This is a genomic window from Vibrio variabilis, assembly GCF_003263785.1.
Classification (GTDB): domain Bacteria; phylum Pseudomonadota; class Gammaproteobacteria; order Enterobacterales; family Vibrionaceae; genus Vibrio; species Vibrio variabilis.
Genome location: NZ_JYJK01000084.1, coordinates 55803 through 82006, shown reverse-complemented (window position 1 = coordinate 82006; position 26204 = coordinate 55803). Strand labels below are relative to the sequence as shown.

Below are 26204 nucleotides of genomic sequence, written 5' to 3'. Positions count from 1 at the left end.
ATTAAAAAGCCCAGTCAAATGCTGGGCTTGATAATGGTTACAGCGTCAACGCGGTTTTTAGCGCCACGTTAATCATTTCGTGCAGCTCTGTGCGACGTTCGTCAGCGGTGAGGTGCTCACCTTTGGTGATGTGATCGGTCACAGTACACATTGCAATCGCTTTACAGCCATTTTCAGCGGCACACGAGTAAAGCGCGTTCACTTCCATTTCTACACCCAGTACACCGTACTTAGCCATCAGCTCATACATATCAAAATCTGGACGATAGAACAGATCAGAAGAGAATACTTGACCCACACGGTAGTTCATGTCGGTTTCGCTCAGCACGGATACACAGTTTTGTAGCATGTTGAAGTCAGCTAGCGCGGCGTAGTCGTGATCACGGAAACGAATGCGGTTGATTTTAGAGTCCGTCGATGCACCCATCGCGACGATCACATCTTTCAGTTTTACATCGTCGTGAATCGCACCACAGCTGCCGATTCGAATGAAGTTCTTAACGCCGAATTCAGTCATTAACTCATGAAAGTAAATTGTCGCAGAAGGGCCACCCATACCGTGAGCCATAACAGAGATCTCTTTACCTTGGTAAGAGCCGGTGTAGCCGTAGACGTTACGCACGTCGCTCACCAAACGCGGATTTTCTAGGTAAGTTTCAGCAATCAACTTAGCGCGAAGTGGGTCACCTGGCATTAGAATCGTTTCCGCAAAGTCACCTTTGTTCGCATTAATATGTGGAGTAGGCATGGCGTTTTTCCTTAAGACAGAGTGATAAGCAGGCCAGCGATAGTGCCTGACATTAAGTTCGCTAGAATGGCACCAAATAGTACACGTGGGCCAATTTCAACAAGTAGGGGACGACGCTCTGGGTTCATAGCGCCAATACCACCAATCACCATGGCGAGCGAGCAATGTTGGCAAAGCCGCACAGGCTAAAGGCAATGATAGCTTGAGTTTTTGCTGACAAGGTTTCGCTAATCTCAACAAAGTTCATGTAAGCAACAAATTCGTTTACGGCAATCTTTTTACCAATAAGCGCACCCGCGGTAACCGCTTCGCTCCACGGCACTCCCATTAGGAATGTCAGCGGTGACAGGATATAACCGATAATCAGTTCAAGGCTCGCGTTCTCGAAGCCAGCAAGACCACCAAGCCGGAGATAATGCCGTTAAGTAGTGCCACTAACGCAACAAAAGAGATGACGAGGGCGGTTACTGTTGCTGCTTGGTGCATACCAACTAGAGAGCCTTCTGTAATCGCATCGAGCAGCGATTTTGGTGCGTCTTTGTCGTCAACTTTGATGGCTTTGTCAGTCGTCACTTCCTCGGTTTGTGGACATAGCAGCTTCGCAAACAGCAGGCCAGCGGGCGCTGTCATAAAACATGCGGTAATAATGTACTTTGGATCCACACCTAAGCTGATATAGCCAATCATAGTACCACCAGCGACACTCGCGAGACCGCCAGTCATCACTGCGAACAGCTCCGAACGAGTCATATTCTTGACCAGTGGGCGAATCATAGATGGCGCTTCGATAGGGCCAACAAAAATGTTTGCGGTGGCGCTCAGTGATTCTGCTTTAGAGGTGCCAAGTAGCTTGGTTAGTACACCACCAATGACGTTGATCAGCGTTTGCATGATGTTGAGGTAGTACAGTGCAGAAATAAGTGCCGAAATAAAGATGATGACGCAAAGTACGTTGATAACGAAAATGAAACCCATTTCGAACTTACCTAAGCCACCAAAAGCGAACGCTAGACCTTCATTAGCGTAGGAAATAACGTGATTGACGCCATTCGACATGCCTTGCAAAATTTGCTCACCCAGAGGGACAAACATAACGAAGGCACCAAAGCCAATTTGTGCAGTGAGGGCAAGTAGGACAGTACGTTTATTGATGGCTTGACGGTTTTCAGAGAAAAGAAAACCAACCGATAGCAGTGCGATGATTCCGACAATGCTCATAAGTAGTGACATGATACAGCTCTTTCATGTGTTACCTAGCAATGTCCGTATTAAATAGGTAGTAATAAATCTAAGTGATCGCACTTGTCTCAGATATTAAGTGCGTGTGTATAAATAACACTCACTGATCAGACTTATTTGGCATAAGAGCAGATGTGGATTCGAGTCATTTTATAGCGGAGCATTATTGGTGCTCTGTAGAAACGCTTCACCATATTTGAAGCTTATACAAAATGCCTGACAGTAAGTCCCCAATTCGGGGTGAGCGGATTCTATAGAAAGGTTTTTGTGATTGCAACCGTTTGCTTTTTACTATTTCAACGGTTTGAGAAATTTCTGCGTTCAACTCTGGCATTCTTGAATCGTAAACTTTATGATGCGCGACCAAGATACGGGATCGTGCGCGCTGATGTCAGTTATGCAGATTGGCTGCGGATAAGTTAGACTCTGAATATCCAGCGTTTGTCCCCATCATTCACCATAAAAAGGTCCATGCCATGAGCTCGAAACAAGAACTCCAGAAACTGAATAACCGCCTAGATAAGTGCAAGCACAAGCTAAATGGAGCTAAAGCTCGTGGTGACAATGAAATGATTTCGCGTTTTACCGATGAAATTGACAAGATGACCAAGAAACTGGCTCAACTAAAGCACAAGCAAAGCTACGACATGAACAAAGAGCGTAAAAGTTTGCTGGACATGCCTTTCTCTCGTGAAATCACCAAAGCAGAGCAGGCGGATATGGGTAAGCTGAAAAAGTCTGTGAAAGGCTTGGTTGTTGTTCACCCAATGACGAAAATTGGTAAAGAGCTAAAGTTAAAAGTAATGACAGGCTACGCACCAAAACCTTTCTAATGCAGTTTTAGCCAACAAGGCGTACGTGAACAGCGTGCGCCTTTTTTGATTGTGTTTCATATAGATGAGGTATTCTGCCTTCCTCACACGTTGTGATGTTGCTCACGGCTTCACGATAAAGCAAACTCGGATAACTGCCGGGGTTGTTGCAAAATGTTTCTTGTTTAGTTCTTTAAATTCAATGAATTATCGAGTTCTTTGAGTGGTTATAGCGATTTTCTAAGGTTAATTTTCTTCTACGCCTACCGCCTAAACCAACAGAAACCAAGTTGAGGATGAGCCGCGGTTTTCCTCAATCACTATAATTTTATCAATTGAAGTAATTCTACCTAATAAAGGCGATCCTAATGTCTATCAAAACCACCAGTCAAAGTAACGTGATCCTACATGCGTTCGATTGGCCCTACGCTTTAGTGACTGAGCGCGCTCAGGAAATCAAAGCCTCTGGGTACAAGACAGTGCTTGTTTCCCCACCGATGAAGTCCTACCGTGGCGAGAAGGAAGTGTTGTGGTGGCAGTTGTACCAACCTCAAGATTATCGCGTTATCGATAACAAACTCGGTAATACTGAAGACTTTAAAGCTATGATGGCTGCACTCAATGAACTCGATATTTGGGTATACATAGATGTGGTTTTCAATCACATGGCCAATGAGTCAAGCCAGCGTCTTGATCTTCAATACCCAAGTCAATCAGACATCGCTTGCTATCAAGAGCATCCTAGCTACTTTGAGCAGCAAAGGCTGTTTGGTGACTTGAGTAAACCGCTGTTCACAGAAGAGGATTTTGTTGAAGCGTTTGGTATCGAAAACTGGAAGGATCGCTGGGAAGTGCAAAATGGCCGCCTGACCGGTGGGCCAGAAGATCCAGGCTTGCCGACATTGCGGACCAGCGAGCACGTGATTGCCCAGCAGCAAGCGTATCTATTGGCGATGAAAGATCTTGGTGTGCGTGGCTATCGCATTGATGCGGCCAAGCACCTTACTCTTGAACACATTAAGAAGGTATTCACTGATGAGATCACTGAAGGCATGCATGTGTTCGGAGAGATTATTACTGATGGCGGTGCGACCGAGGAAGAGTACGAACTGTTCCTTCAGCCATACCTTGAAGAGACGAGATTAGCCGCGTACGATTTTCCGCTGTTCAAAACCATTTTTGAAGCCTTCTCATCCAAGGAGGGGAGCTTAACCTCATTGATTGACCCTTATTGTTTCGGTCAGGCTCTGACGCATGAGCGCTCAATTACCTTCGTGACGACGCATGATATTCCAAACAATGATGTCTTCAGTGATATGGTCATGAAAGAGCAGGATGAGTGGCTGGCGTATGTCTATATTCTTACTCGTGGTGAAGGCGTGCCACTTATTTACAGCGATCTCGACCCAAGCGGCATTACGAATAAACAAGGCTTACCAAGATGGGTAGACGGATGGAAAGATCCTAAGCTTGCTAAGTTGATTCACTTCTATCATACCGTACATGAAGCGACAGCTGAGATCATTGAAGCCAATGAAGATCTGTTGGCATTCAGCCGAGGTGACAAAGGCGTCGTTGTGATCAATAAGTCATCGCGCAGTAAAGTGGTGGCTCTCAATCAAATTAACGCGCTGAGTTCGATCTTTTCTGATGCAGTGGTAGAGGCTGGTGGCGCGCTGCATATCGAACCAATGAGCGCTGAGGTTTTAGTATCGGTTTGAGTCGGTAGCTTTTAACATACTGAGCCGATACAAAAAGCCCTCGCAAAATATTGCGAGGGCTTTTTTATTGAAGCTAGCAATTACTCCGTATAGCGGGTAAGCAGTTCAATGGCGTAGTGCATACGCTCGTGGTCAATCTCTTGCTTTGGTAATAGTCGGTTGGTGCCGTCTTTTACTTCATAGAGACCGTTGCCTTTGAGTGAGAAGATCTTATCTTCAGATACAACAGCGTAGTCGCCGTAGTCTGCAACAATCGTGTAAGGGCGATCAACAAACTCACCGTAGAGATCTTCACCAACCGCATAATCTTCGATGTCGTTAGTCACACCTAGGTAGTTCTTCATGATGGTTGGGACAAAATCGTAGTGCGTGGTCATCTTGTCTTTCGGCCACAAGTTCGCTTCTTTATCGACGCCAGCACCAATCATAATAAACGGTACTTTGATTTGAGCTTCGGTGAAGTTACCGTTGTGACCCCAGAAGTTTTGTCCGTTGTCATTGAGCTCTTCAGCGTGGTCACCGGTAATAACGATCAGTGTATCGTCATAGGTGCCTTCCGCTTTTAGCTTGGCAATCACTTCTTTAATTTTGCTGTCAACAAAGTGAGTACTTGTACGGTAGCGGTTGAAAATAGGCTCTGGATCGGAATCGTTACTGCGCACGAACGGGTTGTTTGGGCCAGACATTGGCTCAAACTTCGGCTCATAATCCGCAGGAAAAATAAATCCATGTGGCGCATCAAAGAACAAGAACGAGAAGGTTGGTTTTGACTTGTTAACGTCATACCAAGCCATCCAATCGTCGACGAGCTCGATATCACGATCAGCAGAGTTGCCTTTACTCTTGCCACGAATACGAAGATTCGGGATGTTGGCGAAGATAGTGCGGTTGAACTCTGGTGACTCGATGTGTGCCGATGTAAACACACCAATCTCGTAGTTAAGTTCTTGCAAGCGATCCATCAACAGCGCTGGACGCTGGTTTGCTAGCATTGGATGCCAGTAAGGACCAGGTAGACCGTAGAATAGACCGAATGTACCCATTCGAGTCGCGTTACCAGAAGCATAGTGTTTATCGAATGATAAACCTTCGTTGTACAAGTCGTAAACGGTTGGCATGTACTCGGCTGTCACTGTATCTGGGCGCCATGAGTCGATCAGAATTAACATGATGTTCTTCGGCTGTGACGGTGCTTCACCAACAATTGGATTTAGCGGGTAGTTAAGACCACCTTGTACTTTTGGAGCTTTAGCTTGGTTTCTTTCTAGCTCTTCGCGGTCTAGCCAACCCTTTTTAATTAGGAAGCTGTTCGCGATTGTTGGATAGAACATCGGCAGATACTGGTTCACAAACATGACTGGCTGGTAGGTTTTCGCAGCAGCCCAAATGTGAATACCGTGGCTTGCCAATGTGGTGGCAATGAACAGCGGAAAAAATATTTTGCGAAGCTTTTTGGTTAACGTGAAGCTGCGAAGCTCCATTTTGCTTAGAGCCCACCACTGAAGTGCGAATACGGCGCCAAGACCAACCACAAGCATTAGCCATGCAGACCATGGAAATTCAACGATTTGTCCCGACATTACCATAGAAAGCACTGGGTAATTTAGGTGGAATCGGTAGAAGCCAAATACCATGGTATCGACAAACAAAAAGCCGAGAGCAATGGTTGCGATGAGCGCTAAGATAGGTCGCTTAATCTTCAATGGCAAGAAGCAAATGACCAAACCCACAAGCCAGAAGACTAATGCAAGTAATGCCATATGACTGAACAAGCTGGTTACAGCAAACGAGAACTGAAGTCCATCAAAGGGTAAGTCTGGAAAGTAAAGGAAATAACGAGCGCCAATGAGCGTCGCAAGCAATGCATTGAGGATCCAAAACTCATAGTAAGGACTCAGCTTTGATTTTAAAAACTTAAGCATATTCAATAGACCAAAATGTAAAATCTAGGTTTGTCGCACGTCGACAAGGTCGCATATTGTACGTGAGCTTGGGGGAGATTGAAACTTTTGCCGATAGAGGGAAGTAGAATGTTACACATTATTGACAATAAGAAGGTGACCTACACCAAATCAATTCATTTGGTGTAGGTAAACCGATTGAAGCTTTTCAATTAGGCCAATGAAACCAGCTTACTCACAAGTTTGTCTATGCCGCTCGCCGCTTCTGAGATGCTGTTTGCGAGCATATAAGCCGGCGTAGAGAGGACTTTGTTGTTCTCATCATAGACAAAATCGTCGACGGAACACTCAATATGACGTCCACCAAGTGCGTTAAAGCCTTCAGCCGTACCTGTATCGCTGCCGATCGTACCGGACACAGATTCTGGGTAAATCATAGGGATGATGACTGGGGCAATGCACAAGTAGCCCGCAGGCTTATTCGCTTGTTTGAAAGCTCGACAAGCTGAAGCAACACTTGCGTTAATAGAACACTCAGCGCCATTGATGGCAAAGTCGGTTAGGTTTTTGGCCGCACCGAAGCCGCCAGGTACAAGCAGCGCGTCGTAGTCGTCAACGTTCAGTTTTTCGACATCTTCTATATTGCCACGTGCAATTCGCGCCGCTTCAACCAAGACATTGCGCGACTCTTCCATTTCTTCACCGGTGATATGGTTAATGACATGATATTGCTCTACGTTTGGCGCAAAACAGTGCCACGTTGCTCCAGCTTTTTCTATGGCATGCAGTGCTAGAACAGACTCATGGATTTCAGCACCATCAAATACGCCAGAACCGCTTAGAATGACTGCTATTTTCTTCATAATTTCGACCTCTGATGACTGTCAACTATGTGCTCAAATTATCTCTATCATCTCACGCTTAAACGTGACTTGAGCACTGCTATATAGCGATATTAGTAGATTTTACAGCGAGTTGGACGAAGCCCAGTCAATAATGTGCTCCGCTAGACAAAAGTGTGAGGGAAAGGGATAAAAAGGTAACGAGCGCTACCTATTTCTTTGCACTGGCTGTCTGTTCGTAATGACGTTCACCGTTCATGACGCTATCAATAATCTCAGACATTTGGTCGAAGTAGGGGTTAAAAGTTAAACGCGCGTGGATTTTCCCTGGCTCTTGATAGCCATATGAGGAATACCACATTGGCGCTCCATTTAGGCAAGCCACATAAGCCTCTTCGGGTTGGCCGTTGTCACAGATACGCACTGAGCCTTGGGTGCCATAGTATGGATTCTCTGGGCTAAACAACATTCCCATATGCGAGCCATTGGACACGCGAAACTCAGGGAGGCGCATGGTTTGAGCGATGGCTCCGCTACCTTTGGGCGCATTGTCACCCTGCCAAATCAGCTTGTTGTTTGGATTTGAAAAATGGCTATTGAACCAATCTACCGCTGCTTTTGTGTCAACGACGCTATCGCCTTCACTTAGCACCATCACCGTGGGTTTATCGAATTGGTGTTTATCTAATTGTTTTTGTACTTGGCTAACGGTTTCGTAATAGACCGCCGCACCATTCATTGGCAGGGAGTTGTAGCGAAGCATGTTGTCTTCTGGGTCTTTATCTGCCCATTGCACGAACACGCTTGCGAAACTGGCGTATTTGACAGCGGTAGATGTCGGTTTAAACGCTGGGGAAAACAACAAAAGCCCAGAAATGCGGTCATCTAATAGTGCTTTGCTGGTCACTAGGTTAGCACCGGTTGAGTAGCCACCGAGCCAAATAGATGGATATTCGTCCAATAAGAGGGCAGTGTGGTGCTCTACGACACCATGCCAATCTTCAAAGCTTGGCAGAATGAGATCGCCGACTTTACTGCCGTGGCCAGGAAGTAATATCGCTCTAACGAGATAACCTTGTTTGGCAAGATGATCAGCGATATCACGAAAAGAGTAGGGCGAATCGCCAAGGCCATGTACTAACAGTACGGCCTTGCCGTTTGGATCTTCAGGCACGACTTCAAAAGGGCTGTTCAGTGCGACTTCTAATGAGTGATCATCGGTTTTGTATGCGCGATTCTCAGCAAGCCACTGCTGAGTCTCGTCAACATAGTCTTGGTAAGTCGACTGTTGGTAGCTAGGCAGGCTCGGCGCATGAGAAAACGAAGGGTTTTCGTTCTTCGTTGAGCAGCCAATGATGCCGGCAGTAATAAAAGCAGACAGATAAAACGCTAACGCCACCAGTTTTCGCTTATGACGCGATCGTTTTTCGCGTTTGGATTCACTTGGACGAAACTTCTTCATATTCACCCTCGATAGTATTGCCGTTTGCGGTTTGGCCTTGTGCCTCGCGCTGACGAGCAAATTCTTTGTCTAACTGCTTTTTAATACGGTTGCCAGTGATAAATGCAGCAATAGCCATTGGGATTGCCATTAGTAGGCTGAACATCATTGCCACAAAACCGATAAATAGTGCGCTAATGGTTAGGAGTGCTTGTTTCATAATGACCTCTTTGTAATAAACCGAATGCAAAAATGGACGAGTCTTTATGGGCATCCTTTACTGATATCGCTCCTTTATATCGAGATACTACGCTAAGGAATATGAACCAAACATGAACATTGGTTCAAAAAGATGTTCATGTTTGGTGGGGAGGATGGTTTAAGTAGTAATTAGTCGCCTAGTGGTTGGCGATCACTTCCCGTTCTGTGGGTATCTAAGGCAAGTTTTAAGCGGCGAAGGCGGTCGCGAGAGCGGCGTTTATGGTTCACTGCGAGCTCCATAGCGATGACGTCAACTAAAGCAAGCATCGCATAGCGTGAGGCAGATGGTTTGTAGATAAAATCAGTCTCTTTGTGAACGATAGGCAGAACGAGATCGCTAAGGTTCGCCAGTGGTGATCCTGAAGGGGTAATCGCAATCACGGGGACGCCATATTGCTTCGCAGTTTCCGCAGTCTCAACCACGATAGGGGTGTGACCCGTCGCAGATATCACCACCATTACGTCGTTGGCATCGGCTGTTGCCGCCACCATGCGAGTGAGTAACCCATCATTGTATGAAACCACTGGGTAGCCAAGTCTAAATAGACGATGTTGTAGTTCTTGCGAGGTAATGGTAGACCCACCACCGACGCCAATTGCGATGATTTGCCTTGCTGAGTGAAGCAGTTCTGCTGCTTTGCTGATGTCTGATTCGTTAATAAGTGCTCGATTGATGTCCAAAGCCTGTTTGATGGACTCGTAAATACCTTGATGTCCGGTTTGAACCGGAGGCTCAATAATAAAGCGCTGACCAACCGCGAGTGATTGCGCCAGTTTGATCTTAAGGTCGCGAACATTTTTGCACCCCACCGCTTTTGCAAAGCGAGTGATGGTGGCTTCACTCACGCTCGCTTGCTCTGCGAGTTCTGTAATGCTGGCGTTGGCAGCGCTGCTCACATCATCAGTGATAAGGTCAGCGACCTTTTTTTCTGCGTCACGAAGCGCACTGTAGCGCTCCGTGATTTGAGAAATAATGTCTATTTCTACGCTCAAAATGTTCCCTCTAGAATGCTGTCTCGACCCAATGTTCGACATTATGTTGGTCATCGCTAATTGCAATGTAGCGCCATTTATCAAAGGTTAGGCAAGGGTGCGATGTTGAAAAGGCAATCATATCACCAACTTGGAGATCGCAGTCCTCTGGAACTGACATAAATGTGTGTTGATCCATCACATCCGTCGCCACAAGGCCTGCTGTATCTATTTGCTCACCATCGCGATAGATTCGCTCAGGAATAGGAAGCCCCGCATCAAATGCCACATCGCGCTTGCCCAAGCCTATGATGGCTTTTGTGGCTTCAGGGCGAGAAATGACATACGCCCAAACCTCTAAAGCGGAAGAGAGATCGCCTCCAAGCTCACAGGCAAAACCTTGGTTTTTCTCAGCACGCTGCATCACTTTATGCTGGGCGTCTAAATAGATACCAGTGTCATGAATGACGTAGCAACCAGGGCGTAAAATGGCATCAAAGGCGTTGAGGTGGGCAAATTCTTCCGCGACCACGTCGTACCATGCAGAGCCAGCTCCTGTGACGATCGGTTTTTTTGGCAGTAGATTGTCTGCAACTAACTGACCGGCTAACTCAAGCGTGCTGGCAAGAAACTGCCGTACACGGGCTTCTTCATCGCCAGCGTGTATAACGCCTTCATAGACTTCAATTCCCATCAAATTTACGTTTGGCGTCTCTGTTATAAACTGAGCAAGCGCGACGACTTCATCGACTGTGCGACAGCCGCAGCGACCGCCAGCAACGCCATATTCAATCAGAACGTCAATTGAGCTGTTAGCCTGTTCAAAATAGTGCTGTAACTGCTGAATATTTTGCTTTGAGTCGACACATACTATTACGCGAGCATCGGTATCTCGTTGTACTCGATGAACCATGGCCATGTTGGCTTTACCTACGAGTTGGTTGGCCATCATGATATTGCTAATACCACAGTGAGCGGCCACTTCAACTTGTGGGGCGGTGGCGACTGTCACTCCCCAAGCACCACAGTCCTGCTGCTGACGGAAAAATTCGGGAGTCATGGTTGTTTTGCCATGTGGGCAGAGTTTGACGCCGTGATAGTTGGCAAATTTTTGCATCCACTGCATGTTATTTTCTAAGTGACTGCGCTTAATCACGGCTGCAGGCAAGCTAATTTCTTCTTTAAGTAAGCTGTAACTCGGCTTTTCATGGTCGCAACACGCCATTCCTTTTTGACCAATTGCATATCCCAACGCATGGGTTTTGTGATTGTTTATATCTTTTTTAAATAGATTGTTCATTTTAATTCTCACACTAACATGAATTAAGTAGTTGATTAATAATGAATGATGGTTTTTATGATACTCGTCGTGTTAGAAACTATCAAACTTCTATGGTGTTTTTGTGTAATTTGTCACTGAGTTTTGTGAGGGTAATTTCTAACATAGGTGTCATGGAAAGCGTGAAGTCGAGAGATAAGGTCATGTTGTTCGACACTATTATAAAAAATGTAGAAATCGTCGATGGAACCAATGAGGCGTCCTACCATGCGGATCTGGCTATTAAGCAAGATCGCATCGCTAAAATTGGTGATCTTGCAGGCTTTGAGGCGAGCAAGATCATCGACGGCCATGGGCAGGTGCTCAGCCCTGGTTTTATTGATGTTCACACTCACGATGATACCAATGTTATTCGCTACCCAGATTGCTTGCCGAAAATCAGTCAAGGCGTGACAACGGTGATTGTTGGTAACTGCGGCATCAGTGCATCACCGGCAACATTACACGTTGCGCCGCCAGACCGATGAATCTATTGGGTAAGCAAGAGGATTTTAAGTACTCAACGTTTGCAGAGTACGCGACTGCGGTTGAGCAAGCGGAGCCTGCGGTTAATGTTGCTGCCTTGATAGGGCACACCACACTACGTAATAACGTGATGGATGAGCTGCTCCGTGAAGCTACAGAAGATGAACTTCATGCGATGCAGACTGCATTAGCACAAGCGATGTCCGAAGGTGCGCTGGGATTAAGTTCTGGCTTGGCCTATGCCAGCGCTAAGCAAGCAACCGCCAGTGAAGTGATGCGACTAGCAGAGGTATTGGCTGAGTTTGGCGGCATTTATACCACTCATATGCGCACTGAATTTGAAGAAATCTTAGGTGCCATGGAAGAGGCCTTTGAAACGGGTCAACATGCCCGAGTACCCGTGGTTATTTCTCACTTGAAATGCGCAGGTGCTGGTAACTGGGGAAGAACCGTTGAAGTTCTCGACTTGCTCGAAAAAACAGCTCAGCACCAAGATGTCTCCTGTGACTGCTACCCCTATTCAGCAAGCTCATCAACGCTTGATTTAAAACAAGTGACGGATGATTTCGATATTTTCATTACTTGGTCTGAAAACAAGCCTGAGTATGCAGGGCAGCTCCTTGCTGACATCGCTAAGCAAATGGATCTGCCACTAATGGAAGCGGCTAAAGCCATTCAACCAGCTGGCGCTGTGTATCACTGCATGGATGAAGCAGATGTCGAGCGAGTGCTTAAGCATAAGCTCACTATGGTGGGATCAGATGGGTTGCCAAACGATCCTCATCCACACCCAAGGCTTTGGGGCACTTTCCCGAAAGTTCTTAACCATTACTGTAAAGCTCGCGGTTTATTTCCTCTTGAGGAAGCGGTGTACAAAATGACGGGAATGTCAGCGAAGCGCTATAACCTGGCAAACAGAGGCGTTATCAAAGAGGGCGCGTTTGCTGACTTGGTTTTATTTAATAAGCATAACGTTCGTGATACCGCGACATTTGAATCACCTATTTCTGTCGCTGATGGAATTGAATGTGTATTCGTAAACGGAAATATTAGCTATCAAAATAAATCAGTTGCCAAAAAAAGATTTGGCCGATTTATATATCGTGATAGCACTAATTACTCTTGAATAATTATTATTCGAGATGTGTAACATTTAAATAAGAAGTAACAACTGGAGTAAACAATGACTATTAAACGCTATGGTGTAGAAGGTGGAACCGGTACTGGCGGACAACATTTACCCTTTGCTCGTGCAACAGAAGCTGGTGGCTTTCTTTATGTGTCGGGTCAAACACCGATGACAGATGGCGAGGTTGTTGAAGGTGGTATTGTGGATCAGTCGCGTTTAGCGATTCAAAACTGCGTCGATATTATGGAAGAAGCAGGTTACGGCCTTGAAGATGTGGTGCATGTGAAAGTCGTGTTAACAGACTCACGCTATTTCCAATCTTTCAACAAAGTGTTCAAAGAGTTCTTCGGTGCTAACCCGCCAGCGCGAATTTGCATGGTGTGTGACCTTGTAGTTGATGTAAAGGTTGAAGTCGATGTGACCTGTTATCGCGAAGATCGCCGATAAAATAAATATTCAACAGTAAGCAACATTATTAAGGGCATTTTGCGATGCCCTTATCAATAAAAATAACAATGACATTCTGATTACATAATGTAATTACTTTTCGATATAAATAACGTAAAAGTAAGCAGTGTTTTATCTGCTTATATCTCTGGAGGTAGTTCAATGAACAGTACACTATTTCTTTCCAGTTTTGGGATATATGTGTGTTTTCTTATTTGGCTAGGGTGGTTTGTCTCACGCAACCAAAAGTCAGGTGAAGATTTTCTACTTGGTGGACGTGGTCTACCACTGTTCCTAGTGTTAGGTACGACCGTCGCAACCATGGTAGGTACTGGCTCTAGTATGGGCGCGGTTGGCTTTGGCTACGCGAACGGTTGGGCTGGGGCACTGTATGGTATTGGTGGTGCACTTGGTATTCTGCTTCTTGCTCTATGGTTTGCCCCTGTACGTCGACTCAATTTTATGACCATGAGTGAAGAGCTGTCTTATTACGTAGGTACAAATCGCGTAGTAAAAAACCTGGTTGGTGTGCTGATTTTTATCGCGTCCATTGGTTGGTTAGGCGCCCACATTCTGGGTGGCGGCATGTATCTCGCTTGGATTGCTGACATTGATCTCAATGTGGCTAAGGTCATTATTGCTGCGGCATTTACTATTTACGTGGTGATCGGTGGCTACACAGCGGTGGTTTGGACGGACACCATTCAAGCGGTCATCTTGTTTGTTGGCTTTATTCTCATGGCGGTATTATCGGTTCAGCACATCGGTGGATTGGATAACCTGTATGCGGCAATGGATCCGGCAGCAACCAGCTTCCTAGCTATCGAGAAGTTAGGCATTATCCCTGCGATTTCCCTCGCTGTTGTGGTTGGTGTGGGTGTGTTAGCGACGCCTTCTTTCCGTCAGCGTATCTACTCTGGTAAGGATGTTTCAACGATTCGCCGCTCGTTTGTGCTATCTGGTGTACTGTATCTGTTCTTCTCTATCATTCCAGCCATCATTGGTATGGCGGCACATGCTATCGACCCAAGCCTTGATAATCCAAACTTCGCATTCCCTTACATTGCAGCAACGGTATTGCCTGTGGGTATCGGCATGATTGTTTTGATTGCGGGTCTGTCTGCAACCATGTCAAGTGCGAGCTCAGATGCGATTGCCGGCGTATCGATTCTGCTGCGTGATGTGTATGTGATGTTCACTGGGCGCGTACCAAACAAAGAGTCGATGATGAACTACTCAAGACTTGCTTTGGTTGTGGTGATTGGCTTTGCACTACTATTCGCACTGACGTCGAATGACATCATTGGCTACATCACTAAGATGATCTCTACCGTGATGTCGGGCATGTTTGTCTGCGGCATGCTAGGACGTTTCTGGAAGCGTTACACATGGCAAGGCGCTATCGCAACTTTGGTAGGTGCTTCAGCGGCCTCGTTCACTGTCATCCTTAGCCCAAGCTTGTCCGCTTACTGGGGCAACCCGGTGATTCCATCTGTAGTGATTGCGACGTTAGCGGGTGTTGCTGTGAGCTTGTTTACTCCAAGAAACATGGTTTCTCCTGAAGAGGCGCAAGCATCTTAGATGCAGAGCGTGCACAAATGGAGCAAGGCGGTGAGTCTGGCAGACCAACATCGACGACGCCAGTGACCGAATAATCTCTTTCAAGTCAGGGTGTAGCCCAAGACACCCTGACTCTAAAACGTTTTTATCCCCCAACAAGACAAAACATAATGAAAAAACAGTGTATCTACCCTTTATTAGCGCTGATGTCTTCATCAGCAGTGGCATCCACCACCTATTTGGATTTACGCCACGAATATAGAGACCCGTCTGATAGACATCGCAGCCGCGTCATTCTTGGCCATCATTTTGACAACGGCTATGGCATTGAAATGCTGACCAATATTAATCACGGCACCTACGGTGATAGCTTTGGTAGTAACCTGCGCCTGTCTAATACCGAGGTGACCAACTACTACACGTACGGTGTGAATGATAACTTCACTTTGAACCCAGGCATTACGCTTAACTTCCTAAGTTCAAATACCTTTTACATGCCGTATCTAAAGCTTAACTACAACTTCGATAATGGCTTCTTTATTCACGGTCGATATCGTTATGATTTTTCCAGTGCCGAAGCTCAAAATGCCGCAGGCGAGCTAGAAACCATTAAACGAAATCGTTACGACGTGTGGACAGGATACAGCAACGACAAGTTCACTCTGTCGTATGCCTATACCTACTTTGACCAAATCACCAATCATCCGGCGAACTTGCCAACGGAGAGCAAACGGCTCGCGAACACACGGTGAAGTTTATGTACAAGTACTCAAGCTTCATGCGCCCATATGCGGAAATTGTTGACGCAGATAAGAACATTTACATCCCCGAACCCAACAAAGGCGCGACAGAGTGGCGCTATCGCATTGGTCTAAATTTTGTTTTCTAAGGAAGTTGTCATGAACAAGAAACTCGTCTCTTTATTAATCGCAGGCACACTAACATCAACGGCATGGGCTATGGCACCGAATACAGATCTGAATCTAATGCCTTATCCACAAACTGTGGAGCTAAGACAGGGCGCTGTCGTCATCGACAAAGACTTTAGTATTTTCATCAAAGGTTTTAACTCTGAGCGCGTGGAAGCGACCGCAAAACGTTTTGTTAATCGTCTTGAGCGTCAAACGGGTCTTCCCACACTGAACTGGCAAGCGGAAAGCGCGAGTGAAGCAACCTTAGTGATTGATATCGACCAAGCGCCAAAATCGGCAGTGCAAGATATCAATGCTGATGAGTCCTATACGCTGGATGTTCAGAACGGTCAGATCGTGCTTAAAGCCAACCGCCCTTATGGTGCGATTCGTGGTATCGAGACTATCCTTCAGCTAGTAAAAACAGACGCCATCGGATACTCAGTGCCTGCTATCTATGTTGAGGATGAACCTCGTTTTCGTTGGCGTGGGGTCTCGTATGACACATCACGTCACTTTATTGACATGGAAGTGATTTTGCGTCAGTTGGATGCAATGGCGTCGGCGAAGATGAACGTGTTCCACTGGCATATTTGGGATGACCAAGGCATTCGCATTCAGCTTGATAACTACACTAAGCTGTGGGAAAAAACCACAGATGGTGACTACTACACCAAAGATCAGATTCGCTATGTTGTCGATTATGCTCGTGAGTTGGGTATTCGTGTAGTACCAGAAATCTCGCTACCGGGTCACGCGTCAGCGGTTGCCCATGCTTATCCAGAACTGATGTCAGGTTTGGGCGAGCAAAGTTATCCGCAGCAGCGCGAGTGGGGCGTATTTGAACCACTCATGGATCCAACCAATCCAGAACTTTACACCATGCTGAGCAGCGTATTTGATGAAGTCGTTGAGTTGTTCCCTGATGAGTACTTCCACATCGGTGGTGATGAGCCGAACTACAAACAGTGGCAAGAGAATCCAGAGATTCAGGCGTTTATTAAGGAAAACAACTTAGATGGTGAGCGCGGTCTTCAGTCCTACTTGAATGCGAAAGTAGAGAAGATGCTTGAGGATCGCGGCAAGAAGATGACCGGCTGGGATGAGATTTGGCATAAAGATCTGCCTAAGTCCATCGTTATTCAAAGCTGGCGTGGCCACGATAGTATTGGCCGTGCGGCACAGGAGGGGTATCAGGGACTGCTTTCCACAGGCTACTACTTAGACCAACCTCAGCCGACCAGCTACCACTACCGCAATGACCCTATGCCTCACGGGATTACAGTTGACGATAAACTGCATGAAGGCGAGCGATTTGTTAGCTACCAGTGGGAGAAGCCGCGTACCAAAGGTGGTCCTCGCAAAGGCTTGCTGACGATCATTCAAGCTAAAGACGGCAGTGTTCGTGCCTTTACTGATTACAACGGCAAATCTCGTACTGAAGTAGAAATTATCGAGTACACCCCAGGTGAAAGTTTCAAGGGTCATTTCGATAACTTCATGTCTTACACCGAGTTCAACTTGAAGCTTGCTGGCGACAAGTTGGCAGAGGGCAGCTATCAGCTTATTGGTAATGTGCGTTGGCCGACGACAGGTGAAATTGTGGCATCTTCAGCTCAGCCTGGCGCGGTGATCCCAGAACCTACTGGTGGTTATCCAGCCGAGCTTACCAAGGAACAGCAGTCGCTGATTCTTGGTGGTGAGATTACGGTTTGGGCGGAAAACATCAACTCGCAAACCATGGAAAATCGCATTTGGCCGCGCAGCTATGCGATTGCCGAGCGTTTCTGGTCTTCTGAAGAGCTAACCGATGAAGTAAGCATGTATAAACGTATGCGTGCTATCGATAATTGGTCTGAGATTTCTTTAGGGATGCGCCACCATGCAGATTCTAGAGTGATGATGCAACGCTTAGCCAATGGCGCGGATATCACGCCGCTTCTTGCTTTGGCGCGATACACTGAGCCTGCGCAATACTATGCTCGTAACTGGGAGAAATGGATTCAAACGGAAAACCATGGCGACCTTTACAATCAGCATGAGCGTTTGAATCGTTTTGCTGATGCCCTTCCAGTTGAGAGCTACGCCGTTTATGAAATGAATGATTTGGTGGAGAAGGTCGAGAAAGGTGACAAGCAAGCACTAACAGCGTTAGAGCTACACTACCAAACGGTTTTGAATGCTGCCACCGCTGCAGAGCCTGTATTTGCCGCCAACGTGGCGTCTGTCGATACAGTGGCACTGACCAAAGCGACCAAGCAGGTTGCTGAGATAGGTTTAACCTTGGTATCAAAGGCGAAATCTGGTGATAGCGTGAGCAAAGCGGATGCTCAGGCGTATCAAGCAATGATTAACGAGTCTGCGATTATCATTGATGAAACGATCGTCGCTATCGTTAAGCCGACGGAAATGCTACTGAACACGTTCACCAAGTAACGATTGTTTTACAGCGACAAGCCGGGCATTACTTCAGGATACAAATCCAAAGTAATACCCGGCTTTTTTGGCTGACCTGATAACCCCTGCTTATCACGCTAATAACGACAAGTGAATTCCTTGAAGCACATTGAAACAGTAATCTTTCTCTCGTAGACACAACCACTGCGAGAACCCCGCTATGACAATCATTCAACACTCTGTTAAATCACTTTTTGCTGTTGCAACCCTAGCCCTCCTTACTGGTTGCGCTTCACCTGCTTTCGATAAGGAAAATGAGAATGCAGCACGCAATAGAGGCGCAGCGGGAGGCGCATTACTTGGTGCCACAATGGGCGTACTGACGGGAGAACCTGAACTGGCTGTGAAAGGCGCGGTTGCTGGTGGTGTCGCTGGTGGCGTTGCTGGCTCTATGAAGGACTTGGATGATTCTCGTGAAACAGGGCGTACAGAAACGCTAGCTGAGGGAATGAAGCAAGACAGTCGTAGTGACGCAGAGAAGCGCGCTGACGAGCTAGAGGCTGAAATTCGTATCCGTGAGTTAGAGCAAAAACTGGCTGAAATGGAGAAAGCTCAACAAGTGGAGTCTAGCCAAGAAGGTTAATAACGTTGTTTTCGCAAGCATTAGATTAGATTTTGAGATAAAGAAAAGGCCGATTGATAAATCAATCGGCCGAAAACAGTGTGAACAAATCGGTTCACTAACAACGTCAGTTGGCTAGGTGACTTCATTGCTGAAGTCATAATATTGATAGCATGATGTGTGCCAACTTTGCCAAAAGCTATTTGCCGACTTTTTGTGCGTCATTACACATAAAAGGTTCGATGCATTCTTATATTGCAAATGCAAACCGCAATATATTTGCAATATGCAACTTTCCTGACACTCCACTCAAGAAGCTCTGCCGAATTTTCATTTTAATTTACGTTAAGAATGTGATGCTTTTGTGGCATGCCCTCGTAATCTTGACTAATTTTTAGAAGCGGACACTTTAAATTTAAACTCAAAAGCGCATTGAGAGTAATGAAAGGTGTCATTACGCCGTCCACATTTGTCTAGTACGCTTATTCTGAGGAACTCTCACACATGCAGCCAGCTCCTATTCCCGCCGATGATGATTACCGTTTGAAAATTGTCAGACAGCTTAATATCGACAGTGTGCCAGAGGAGCGTTTTGATCGGGTGACACGATTAGCAAAACGGATGTTTGATGTGGAGATTGCTTTGCTAACCATCGTTGACAGAGACACCCAGTGGTTCAAATCTAATGTAGGACTCGCTGCGAATCAAACGGGTCGTGGAGAATCATTTTGTGGTCATGCTATTTTAGGTGACGAACCATTCATTATTCACGATGCGTCTATTGATGAGCGTTTTCGCGACAATCCTTTAGTGACGGGTGAGCCCAACATCCGTTTTTATGCTGGCGTGCCGCTAAAAATAGAGGGCGGTGTCAAGGTCGGTACCTTGTGCGTGATAGACAGTAAACCGAGATTGTTTACCGATCAGCAAGTTCAAGATCTGATAGATCTCGCGAAGTTAGCCGAATCTGAGTTAGTGGCGAACTTAAACTCTACCCTTGATGAGTTAACTCAAATCTCCAACCGACGTGGTTATCGAGTACTGGCCGATAAAGTGATTCAAAAATGTCGTTTCTCTACGGAGCCGTTCACCGTAGCCCTGTTTGATCTCAATAACTTTAAAGCCATCAACGATACCTTCGGGCATTCTGTTGGCGATGAGGCGCTGCGCCAATTTGCCAAATTGTTAAAAGCGAGCTTTAGAGATTCTGATGTGATAGCCAGAGTAGGGGAGATGAGTTTGTCGTTTTGATGTCCGGGACGACAGGAAACGACTCTAAGTTTCCAATGACGCGGTTTAATGACAAAGCCGCGGCGTTCAATCGCAATCATCAAGCGGTTTACACCTTGGATTATTGCGTTGGCGTTGTTTGCTGCACTCCACTCGATAATGTTGATCGTGATGAACTGCTCGACCTTGCTGACAAAGCGCTTTACCTAAACAAAGCGTCCAAAGGGCAAGGTTGAACGTGACTCTTTTTGTCAATAGCTGTCCTAAAGACAGCTTTTCTACAAATGACTTTTTTGCAAACAGCTTTTTTGCAAATAGGTAAGAAGCCCATCCAGTGATGAATAATGCAGATCCGCGCCGAAGGTATCTGGCTCATGGCTTGAGTTTGAAATAAAGCAGCTTAAACAACCGGCGTTTTGAGCTGTAAGAACGTCGTATTGATGGTCGCCAACGTAAAGAACGTTGTGTTGCTCCAACTGCCACTTGTCCACAAGATGTAACAGTGCACTAGGATCAGGTTTGGCAGGAAAATCTTCTCTGGTGATAAGCTCTTCTATTGTTAGTGCATGAGCGCTCAACTTCTTTTTCGCTGCCTCGCGACAGTTTCTGGTGATAATGCCGAATTTTAAGCCTTCGTTTGATAACCAATCTGTCAGCGAGCGTGCGCCTGCCATTAAATCACTGGCTTCGGCATCGTCGAGTTCATGCTTGAGTATGGTCTCGATGCGCTGCTGCCGTTCGTTATCACAAAAGGTTTCATCGACATGGGTCAATAAATCCTTATTCGGAGGGCAAGCGAGTTCCCGTCTTAGCTGCTGAAAGTTGATGTTTGATGTCACCAGTGTGTTGTCTAAATCAAATACTACTGCTTTAATCATTGAAATGAGTCAGTCCTTGATAAGTCATGCTTCTGATACGTTTACCTAGAGAGTTTAGACGACTTTAACACTGACTGATTTTGCGTATCGCGATATTTATCCAGAATTCGAACTGCTTCATGGATATTGACCTCAAGTAGATTGACTAGTGACTGCATCTCCTCCAGCGCAGGACAAATTTCGCTATCAAGTGTGGTTTGAAGAGATCGCGTTTTTTCTGTTACGCGAGACAGACCCACTGTACTACATTCGGTATCTAACAGTTTCAAAGTTCTTGAAAGCGTTGCTTTGTCTTTGCTTGAGTAGCTGGTGATTAGCGTGGTGAGCGCATCTTCACTGGTTTGTTTAAACTGTTTTATTCTATCTTCAGACAGCAGTGACTTTCCGTTGTTAGGACTCACTTTAAGCTCTGCTTCGGTCGTGTTTGATATCGACATCTGAGACAAGTCGTGTCGGATCAACTCGACGACCTTGTTATTGGCTTCATGTTTTGGCGGCATTACCAGCAGATGGCGATACTGTTGTAATGCGTCAATAAAGCTTTCTTTTTGTAGTGGTTTGGTCAGGATATGATTTGCGCCAGCGGCGATAAAATTATCATGTGCTTCTTTAAAGACATCGGCGGTGCAACCGAATATGACCGTTTTTGAATGCAGTTCATCTCGTATGACTCTTGTCGCTTCGATACCATCCATTACCGGCATATGGTTATCCATGATGATGAGATCGTAGTGACCTTGTTTTACTTTTTCTACTGCCTCTTGACCGTTTACCGCAACTTCTACTTCGTGTCCCTGCTTAGTACAGAAGGTTTTTGCAACGAGTGCATTTACCTTATTGTCTTCCACAAGCAAGATATTGAGTGACTGAGCGAGGGCTTGATCATCAAGTGAAATATGCGCTTTCTGTTGTTTTTTGACGGCCTTGGCCGGACTAAGCTGCATGGTAACAACAAACTCACTTCCAACGCCGGGTTCGCTCGTTACGCTTGCGTCACCATTCATGATGTTGGCCAGTTTTTTAACGATCGCCAGTCCAAGTCCCGTGCCGCCAAATTTGCGTGTTGTCGAAGCTTCGGCTTGAGTAAAGGGATCGAAGATTGTGCCTAGCCTCTCTGGAGGGATGCCGACGCCAGTATCTTTCACAGAGATCGTTAGGGTTTCGTCCTTACCGTTTTCTGTTTTGGTGCTGCTAAGCGTTAAGGTGACTTTTCCTTCACGGGTAAATTTCACCGCGTTGCCAAGCAGATTGAAAATTACTTGGCGAATACGGGATTTATCCCCCGATAGCATTTACCGCTTTCGAGCTGGTTGTCGAGAACAAACTCGATGCCTTTTTCTGTACAGATAGAAGAGTAAGTCGTGACGATGGGCGAGCAGAGATCGCTGATAGCAAAATCAATGGCCTCAAGTTCAAGTTTGCCTTCTTCAATTTTTGAGATATCGAGAATATCATTAAGTAACGAAAGTAAGTGATTGCCAGACTCAAGCAGAATGTTGAGCTGCTCTTTATGCTGAGTTTCGGTGACTGAAGACTCCAGAATTTGTGCCATTCCGAGAATGCCGTTGAGCGGCGTGCGCAGTTCGTGGCTCATGGTAGCAAGGAAAGTGGATTTTGCTTTGTTAGAAGCATCAGCATTATCAACCGCCAGTCGCAAGTCCCGCTCTAGGTTTTTTCGAACACTGCTATCACGCTCTACGGCAATGAACTGCTCGACCTCTTGTTGATAGTTTCTGATGGGCGTTATAGCGATGTCTATCCAATACGGCGTGCCATCTTTGTGATAGTTAATTAATTCAGATTGAACCGGCTCACCTTTTCTCAGATGGGCTGCTATGTTAGCAACTTCTTGTTGTGACGTTTCTTTCCCTTGTAAGAAACTACCTGGCTTAAGTCCGATGATGTCTTTCAGTTGGTAGCCAGAGAGTCTCTCGAATGCGGTATTTGCCCAGGTAATAAAACCGTTTTTATCTGTGATGATAATGGCGTCGCTTGCGTGCTCGACCACTAGGGCTAAATGTGAACGTTCTTTTTCCTTAGTGAAAAGCTCACGATTGAGCTTGGCTTCGCGATATTGTTGTATCCATTGACGCCAGTAGATATATCCGCCAAGAAACACAAACAGCATGACGCCGGAGAAAATGACGTGTCCTTGCAGGTTGGATGTTCTCGTCATCCAATAGGTGTTGACGTCATTGAGTAAGGTGTGAATTTCACTGCCGAGAAGCGCTTGCTTCTCTTGGTCTATTTCATTTTTGACTCGGGTATTGAGTCGAATGTAGCTGTCGATTGCGAGGATGGTGTTGCTGGTATGAGCATCAGTGGTCAGTGCCTGACGAGCAATTTGATTGTCGAAGTATTGATAGAGTTTGAGTTTGTCGGAATCGGAAGTTGATGCTGATAGCAGTCCTCGCTGAAGCTCCTTTAGCGTATTACCGGAGTAGTCAAGTGAGACCTTAGCGCTTAGTAAGCGCTCCAATCTTTGAGTGAAACCGAGTACTTGGTTTTTGATATGGCGTCCAAACTGCACGCCTTGCTCAGGTATGGGGCTAATAAAAGAGAGGTAACCTTGTTGGTTTTGAACAAGGTTGTCGTAAAGGCTCCCTGCTTCGAGTTCTATGGTGACCAACTCATTAGAGAAATTGTCATAGGTCTGTTCATTGTTATAGTCAAATGTGTAGATGTCCTCAAGGGACTGAGTAATTTGATGGGATAGGGCGAGATACGCTTGCTGATAGGTGTCACTAACCCGACTGTGAGATACACTGATCACTAGCCATAGTGCTGATAACACAATCGCCATTTGATAGAGCGTTTCGACACGCTTTTTGGTGAGTATTCGTCGAGTCATGGTATTAGCTCCTCAAGTACGGGAGGTGGCGGTGCAGAGAGAGCGTTGAGAAACGCTTTTAATTCGAGGATCGTGCTCGGTTCGAGCTCTCGGCCAAGTTGAACGTAGGCCATTGTAACGATCGCGGCTTCTAAGGTTTCCGCTCGTCCATCGTGAAAGTAAGGGGCGGTGTTAGCCACGTTTCGCAGACTAGGAACACGGAAAACCCCAATATCAGACTCTAGCCCGGTGACGTTGTAACGGCCAAGATCAGACTCTTGCTCACTGGGCCTGTTTAAATTGCCAAACTTTTGAAATAAATTGCCTCCAATGTTCCTACCTTGATGACAAGCGATACAGCCTAGTGTTTTAAATTTCAGCCAGCCGTTCTTTGCGGCTTGTGTCATTGCTGTCTCATTGCCTTTTAAAAAAAGGTCGAATGGTGCGTCTGGGGTATCGAGAGCCGCCATAAAGCCTTTCAAAGCCCCTTTGATGGTCGTTTCATCAATCGTACCGTTAAAATGAGTATTGAACTGCTGTTTATAGGTGGGAACGGACGCAACATAGCGTGTGATTTTTTGCCAGTTGGTGTTCATCTCTAATGGGTTATGAATGGGGCCATCCATCTGAGTTTCTAAGCTAGACGCTCTGCCGTCCCAGAAAAAACGCGAATTGTGCGATACGTTGAACACTGTAGGAGAGTTCCTAGCTCCAAGGCCTTGCACCCCTAAAGAGACCTGCCTCTTTTCCGCGCCATTATCGAAAATATGATGGCAGGACTCACAACTCACCCGATTATTTGAAGACAAGTTAGGATCGAGAAATATCTGCATTCCTAATTTTGCGATGCTGAGTTCCCGGCTGGTAAGTGTTGGTTCAGGGATCGGCTGAATGAGTTGGGAGCTTATATTTTTGAGGCTGATGGTGGTTTCTGAGCGAGCGTCACTCATCGGCTTTTTCGGCGCCGAAAAACTAAAAAATAGGTATGCTGTCAATGTGATAAGAGCACCAAGAGCGACTAACCACCTTATAACTACGATGTTCATAATATGTATCATTGGCATTGATTCTACGTATCATTATGGGATACTTATTTGCTGTTTCAATTTAAGATAAAAAAACGAAAAAAATAATGAACTTGTTGCTAATTGATGGTCATAACAAGAGTTTTTTTATTGCATAAGCTTTAGTTGGCCTAAGGCATTAGTGTGTGCGTTATAGTTTTGTGTAAGGATTGTTGCTTTTTGCTACGCTTAATGTAACTTGTGAAATAGCGTGTATTAGATATCGTTAACCAAATAGTGTGTTGGTTTTTATAAATTTTTATTGGGTGGTTGTTATGAAAACTCATTTACGTGCTCTTACTCTGGCAGCAGCAATTGGTGTTGCGTTGACAGGATGTAGTCCAGAGCCAGAACAGACTGTGGAAGCACCGGTAGTAAGGCCTGTGAAGACGGTTGTCATTGGCCTAGAAAACCAAAGCATGATTCGCGAATTTCCAGCAAGAGTGCTTGCATCGGATCGTGCAGATATGGCGTTCCGCGTTTCTGGAAAAGTAAACAGTATTCCTGTTAAAGAAGGCGACAACGTTAAGAAGGGAACGGTGTTAGCGACCCTTGATGATACGAACTTTAAACTGGCGGTTCGTGATACTCGTGCAACCTTGCAACGCACTCAAGCTGACTTCAAACGTGCTCAAGAACTGATTAAAGATAACTTCATCTCTCAGAAAGACTTCGAGCAGCTACGTGCTAACTTAACGCGAGCGAAAGCGGCGTATGACAAAGCGAATACAGAGCTAGGCTACACCAAACTTCTCGCCCCTTTTGATGGCTTTGTCGCGCAGCGTGAAATCCAAAACTTCGAGAACGTTGAAGCGAAACAGGTGGTGTTCACTTTCCAAAACCTCAACACGCTTGAACTTAAATTCAACGTACCTGAGAAACTGGTTCGTCAGATCCGCGATGAACAAGCTGAGGATCCGGTAGAAATTCCAGTTTTTGCTTACTTCGATACTGCGCGTGAAAAGCCGTACCCGGTAACAGTCACAGAAGTCTCTTCTAAAGCAGATTCGGATACTCAAACATTCGAAGTGACGGTATCGATGGAAGCGCCAACCGATCAAAACATCCTTCCAGGCATGACAGGCTATGTGACGGCAGATTTCTCGAAACTGCAAGAAACATCTGGCTCTATTCAAGTTCCTGCAACGGCTGTTGTGAGCGACAACGCCCATAATGCGACAGTTTGGGTTGTTCAAGATGACAACACGGTCGCACCTAAATCGGTTGAAGTGTCAACTATGTCTGGCGATCGCATTACCATCCTTTCTGGTCTTGAAATGGGTGAACGTATTGTAACTGTTGGTGTTCCATTCTTGATTGAAGGTATGGAAGTGAGCCTGATGCCAGAGATCGATCAAGCACAATAAGCCACTGTGACTCAGCAAGAAGAGAAGT

At 45.9% G+C, this 26204-nt stretch carries 19 protein-coding genes, 4 pseudogenes and 1 riboswitch; of the genes and pseudogenes, 11 read left to right on the top strand and 12 right to left on the bottom strand.

Annotated features, from left to right (window positions below):
* Window positions 1-37: 37 nt before the first annotated feature.
* Window positions 38-748 carry a purine-nucleoside phosphorylase gene (gene deoD, locus TZ48_RS14435; RefSeq protein WP_112479666.1) on the bottom strand — a complete coding sequence of 237 codons (711 nt, stop codon included), beginning with the start codon at window positions 746-748 and terminating at the stop codon, window positions 38-40.
* A gap of 11 nt (window positions 749-759) precedes the next feature.
* Window positions 760-1978, bottom strand: a pseudogene (locus TZ48_RS14430) (NupC/NupG family nucleoside CNT transporter).
* 142 nt (window positions 1979-2120) lie between these two features.
* A riboswitch (purine riboswitch) is annotated at window positions 2121-2218 on the bottom strand.
* A 245-nt stretch (window positions 2219-2463) separates the two neighbouring features.
* On the opposite strand from TZ48_RS14430, the gene TZ48_RS14425 reads away from it, so the two are divergent.
* Window positions 2464-2820 (top strand): YibL family ribosome-associated protein, encoded by a 357-nt coding sequence (locus TZ48_RS14425; RefSeq protein ID WP_112463060.1) that lies wholly within the window; start codon window positions 2464-2466, stop codon window positions 2818-2820.
* A gap of 347 nt (window positions 2821-3167) precedes the next feature.
* Entirely contained in the window at window positions 3168-4520 is a 1353-nt protein-coding gene (locus TZ48_RS14420; protein ID WP_112479665.1) for an alpha-amylase family protein, read from the top strand.
* 80 nt (window positions 4521-4600) lie between these two features.
* Here the strand turns inward: TZ48_RS14420 and TZ48_RS14415 are convergent, their stop codons facing one another.
* The 6 genes from TZ48_RS14415 to TZ48_RS14390 form a co-directional block, all read right to left on the bottom strand.
* Window positions 4601-6442: a DUF3413 domain-containing protein gene (locus tag TZ48_RS14415; RefSeq protein ID WP_112479664.1), complete on the bottom strand. Its 1842-nt coding sequence runs from the start codon at window positions 6440-6442 to the stop codon at window positions 4601-4603.
* A 191-nt stretch (window positions 6443-6633) separates the two neighbouring features.
* On the bottom strand, window positions 6634-7284 hold the full coding sequence (gene elbB / locus TZ48_RS14410) for an isoprenoid biosynthesis glyoxalase ElbB (RefSeq protein ID WP_112479663.1): 651 nt from the start codon (window positions 7282-7284) through the stop codon (window positions 6634-6636).
* 190 nt (window positions 7285-7474) lie between these two features.
* Window positions 7475-8725, bottom strand: a complete 1251-nt coding sequence (locus tag TZ48_RS14405) for an alpha/beta hydrolase (RefSeq protein WP_112479662.1) — start codon at window positions 8723-8725, stop codon at window positions 7475-7477.
* Window positions 8703-8924, bottom strand: coding sequence for a hypothetical protein (locus TZ48_RS14400; RefSeq protein ID WP_042501664.1), 222 nt, complete (start codon window positions 8922-8924; stop codon window positions 8703-8705). Before TZ48_RS14400 ends, TZ48_RS14405 begins: the two co-directional genes overlap by 23 nt.
* 170 nt (window positions 8925-9094) lie before the next feature.
* The gene (locus TZ48_RS14395) at window positions 9095-9958 is read right to left on the bottom strand and encodes a MurR/RpiR family transcriptional regulator (protein WP_112479661.1); all 864 of its coding nucleotides are present in this window, start codon (window positions 9956-9958) and stop codon (window positions 9095-9097) included.
* Window positions 9959-9968: 10 nt separating this feature from the next.
* The gene (locus TZ48_RS14390) at window positions 9969-11237 is read right to left on the bottom strand and encodes an amino acid deaminase (RefSeq protein ID WP_112479660.1); all 1269 of its coding nucleotides are present in this window, start codon (window positions 11235-11237) and stop codon (window positions 9969-9971) included.
* A gap of 182 nt (window positions 11238-11419) precedes the next feature.
* On the opposite strand from TZ48_RS14390, the pseudogene TZ48_RS14385 reads away from it, so the two are divergent.
* The 8 genes and pseudogenes from TZ48_RS14385 to TZ48_RS14355 all read left to right on the top strand — a co-directional run bounded on the left by TZ48_RS14385 (window position 11420) and on the right by TZ48_RS14355 (window position 20273).
* A pseudogene (locus tag TZ48_RS14385) lies at window positions 11420-12867 on the top strand (N-acyl-D-amino-acid deacylase family protein).
* Between the two features lie 57 nt (window positions 12868-12924).
* Window positions 12925-13317 carry a RidA family protein gene (locus tag TZ48_RS14380; protein ID WP_042501660.1) on the top strand — a complete coding sequence of 131 codons (393 nt, stop codon included), beginning with the start codon at window positions 12925-12927 and terminating at the stop codon, window positions 13315-13317.
* Between the two features lie 162 nt (window positions 13318-13479).
* Window positions 13480-14972 (top strand): annotated as a pseudogene (locus TZ48_RS14375) (sodium:solute symporter family protein).
* A 75-nt stretch (window positions 14973-15047) separates the two neighbouring features.
* Entirely contained in the window at window positions 15048-15629 is a 582-nt protein-coding gene (locus TZ48_RS14370; protein WP_275426446.1) for an oligogalacturonate-specific porin KdgM family protein, read from the top strand.
* A gap of 5 nt (window positions 15630-15634) precedes the next feature.
* Entirely contained in the window at window positions 15635-15766 is a 132-nt protein-coding gene (locus tag TZ48_RS25895) for a hypothetical protein (protein ID WP_275426445.1), read from the top strand.
* A 10-nt stretch (window positions 15767-15776) separates the two neighbouring features.
* A complete protein-coding gene (locus TZ48_RS14365) occupies window positions 15777-18224 on the top strand; it encodes a family 20 glycosylhydrolase (protein ID WP_112479659.1) in 2448 nt (815 codons plus the stop codon).
* A 181-nt stretch (window positions 18225-18405) separates the two neighbouring features.
* Window positions 18406-18828: a glycine zipper domain-containing protein gene (locus TZ48_RS14360; RefSeq protein ID WP_112479658.1), complete on the top strand. Its 423-nt coding sequence runs from the start codon at window positions 18406-18408 to the stop codon at window positions 18826-18828.
* Between the two features lie 483 nt (window positions 18829-19311).
* A pseudogene (locus TZ48_RS14355) lies at window positions 19312-20273 on the top strand (sensor domain-containing diguanylate cyclase).
* 42 nt (window positions 20274-20315) lie between these two features.
* Here TZ48_RS14355 and TZ48_RS14350 read toward each other — a convergent pair.
* Genes TZ48_RS14350 through TZ48_RS14330 form a run of 4 tightly spaced genes read right to left on the bottom strand, consistent with a single transcriptional unit; the run spans window position 20316 to window position 24791 of the window.
* Complete coding sequence (locus TZ48_RS14350; protein ID WP_112479657.1) at window positions 20316-20915, bottom strand: HAD family hydrolase; 600 nt, start codon at window positions 20913-20915, stop codon at window positions 20316-20318.
* 41 nt (window positions 20916-20956) lie between these two features.
* On the bottom strand, window positions 20957-22147 hold the full coding sequence (locus TZ48_RS24430; protein WP_239670882.1) for an ATP-binding protein: 1191 nt from the start codon (window positions 22145-22147) through the stop codon (window positions 20957-20959).
* A 23-nt stretch (window positions 22148-22170) separates the two neighbouring features.
* The gene (locus TZ48_RS14335; protein WP_112479655.1) at window positions 22171-23766 is read right to left on the bottom strand and encodes a PAS domain S-box protein; all 1596 of its coding nucleotides are present in this window, start codon (window positions 23764-23766) and stop codon (window positions 22171-22173) included.
* Complete coding sequence (locus TZ48_RS14330) at window positions 23763-24791, bottom strand: cytochrome-c peroxidase (protein WP_112479654.1); 1029 nt, start codon at window positions 24789-24791, stop codon at window positions 23763-23765. The genes TZ48_RS14335 and TZ48_RS14330 overlap by 4 nt, the downstream gene beginning before the upstream one ends.
* A gap of 293 nt (window positions 24792-25084) precedes the next feature.
* Between TZ48_RS14330 and TZ48_RS14325 the strand changes: the two genes are divergently transcribed.
* Window positions 25085-26176, top strand: a complete 1092-nt coding sequence (locus TZ48_RS14325) for an efflux RND transporter periplasmic adaptor subunit (RefSeq protein ID WP_112479653.1) — start codon at window positions 25085-25087, stop codon at window positions 26174-26176.
* Window positions 26177-26204 lie beyond the last annotated feature (28 nt).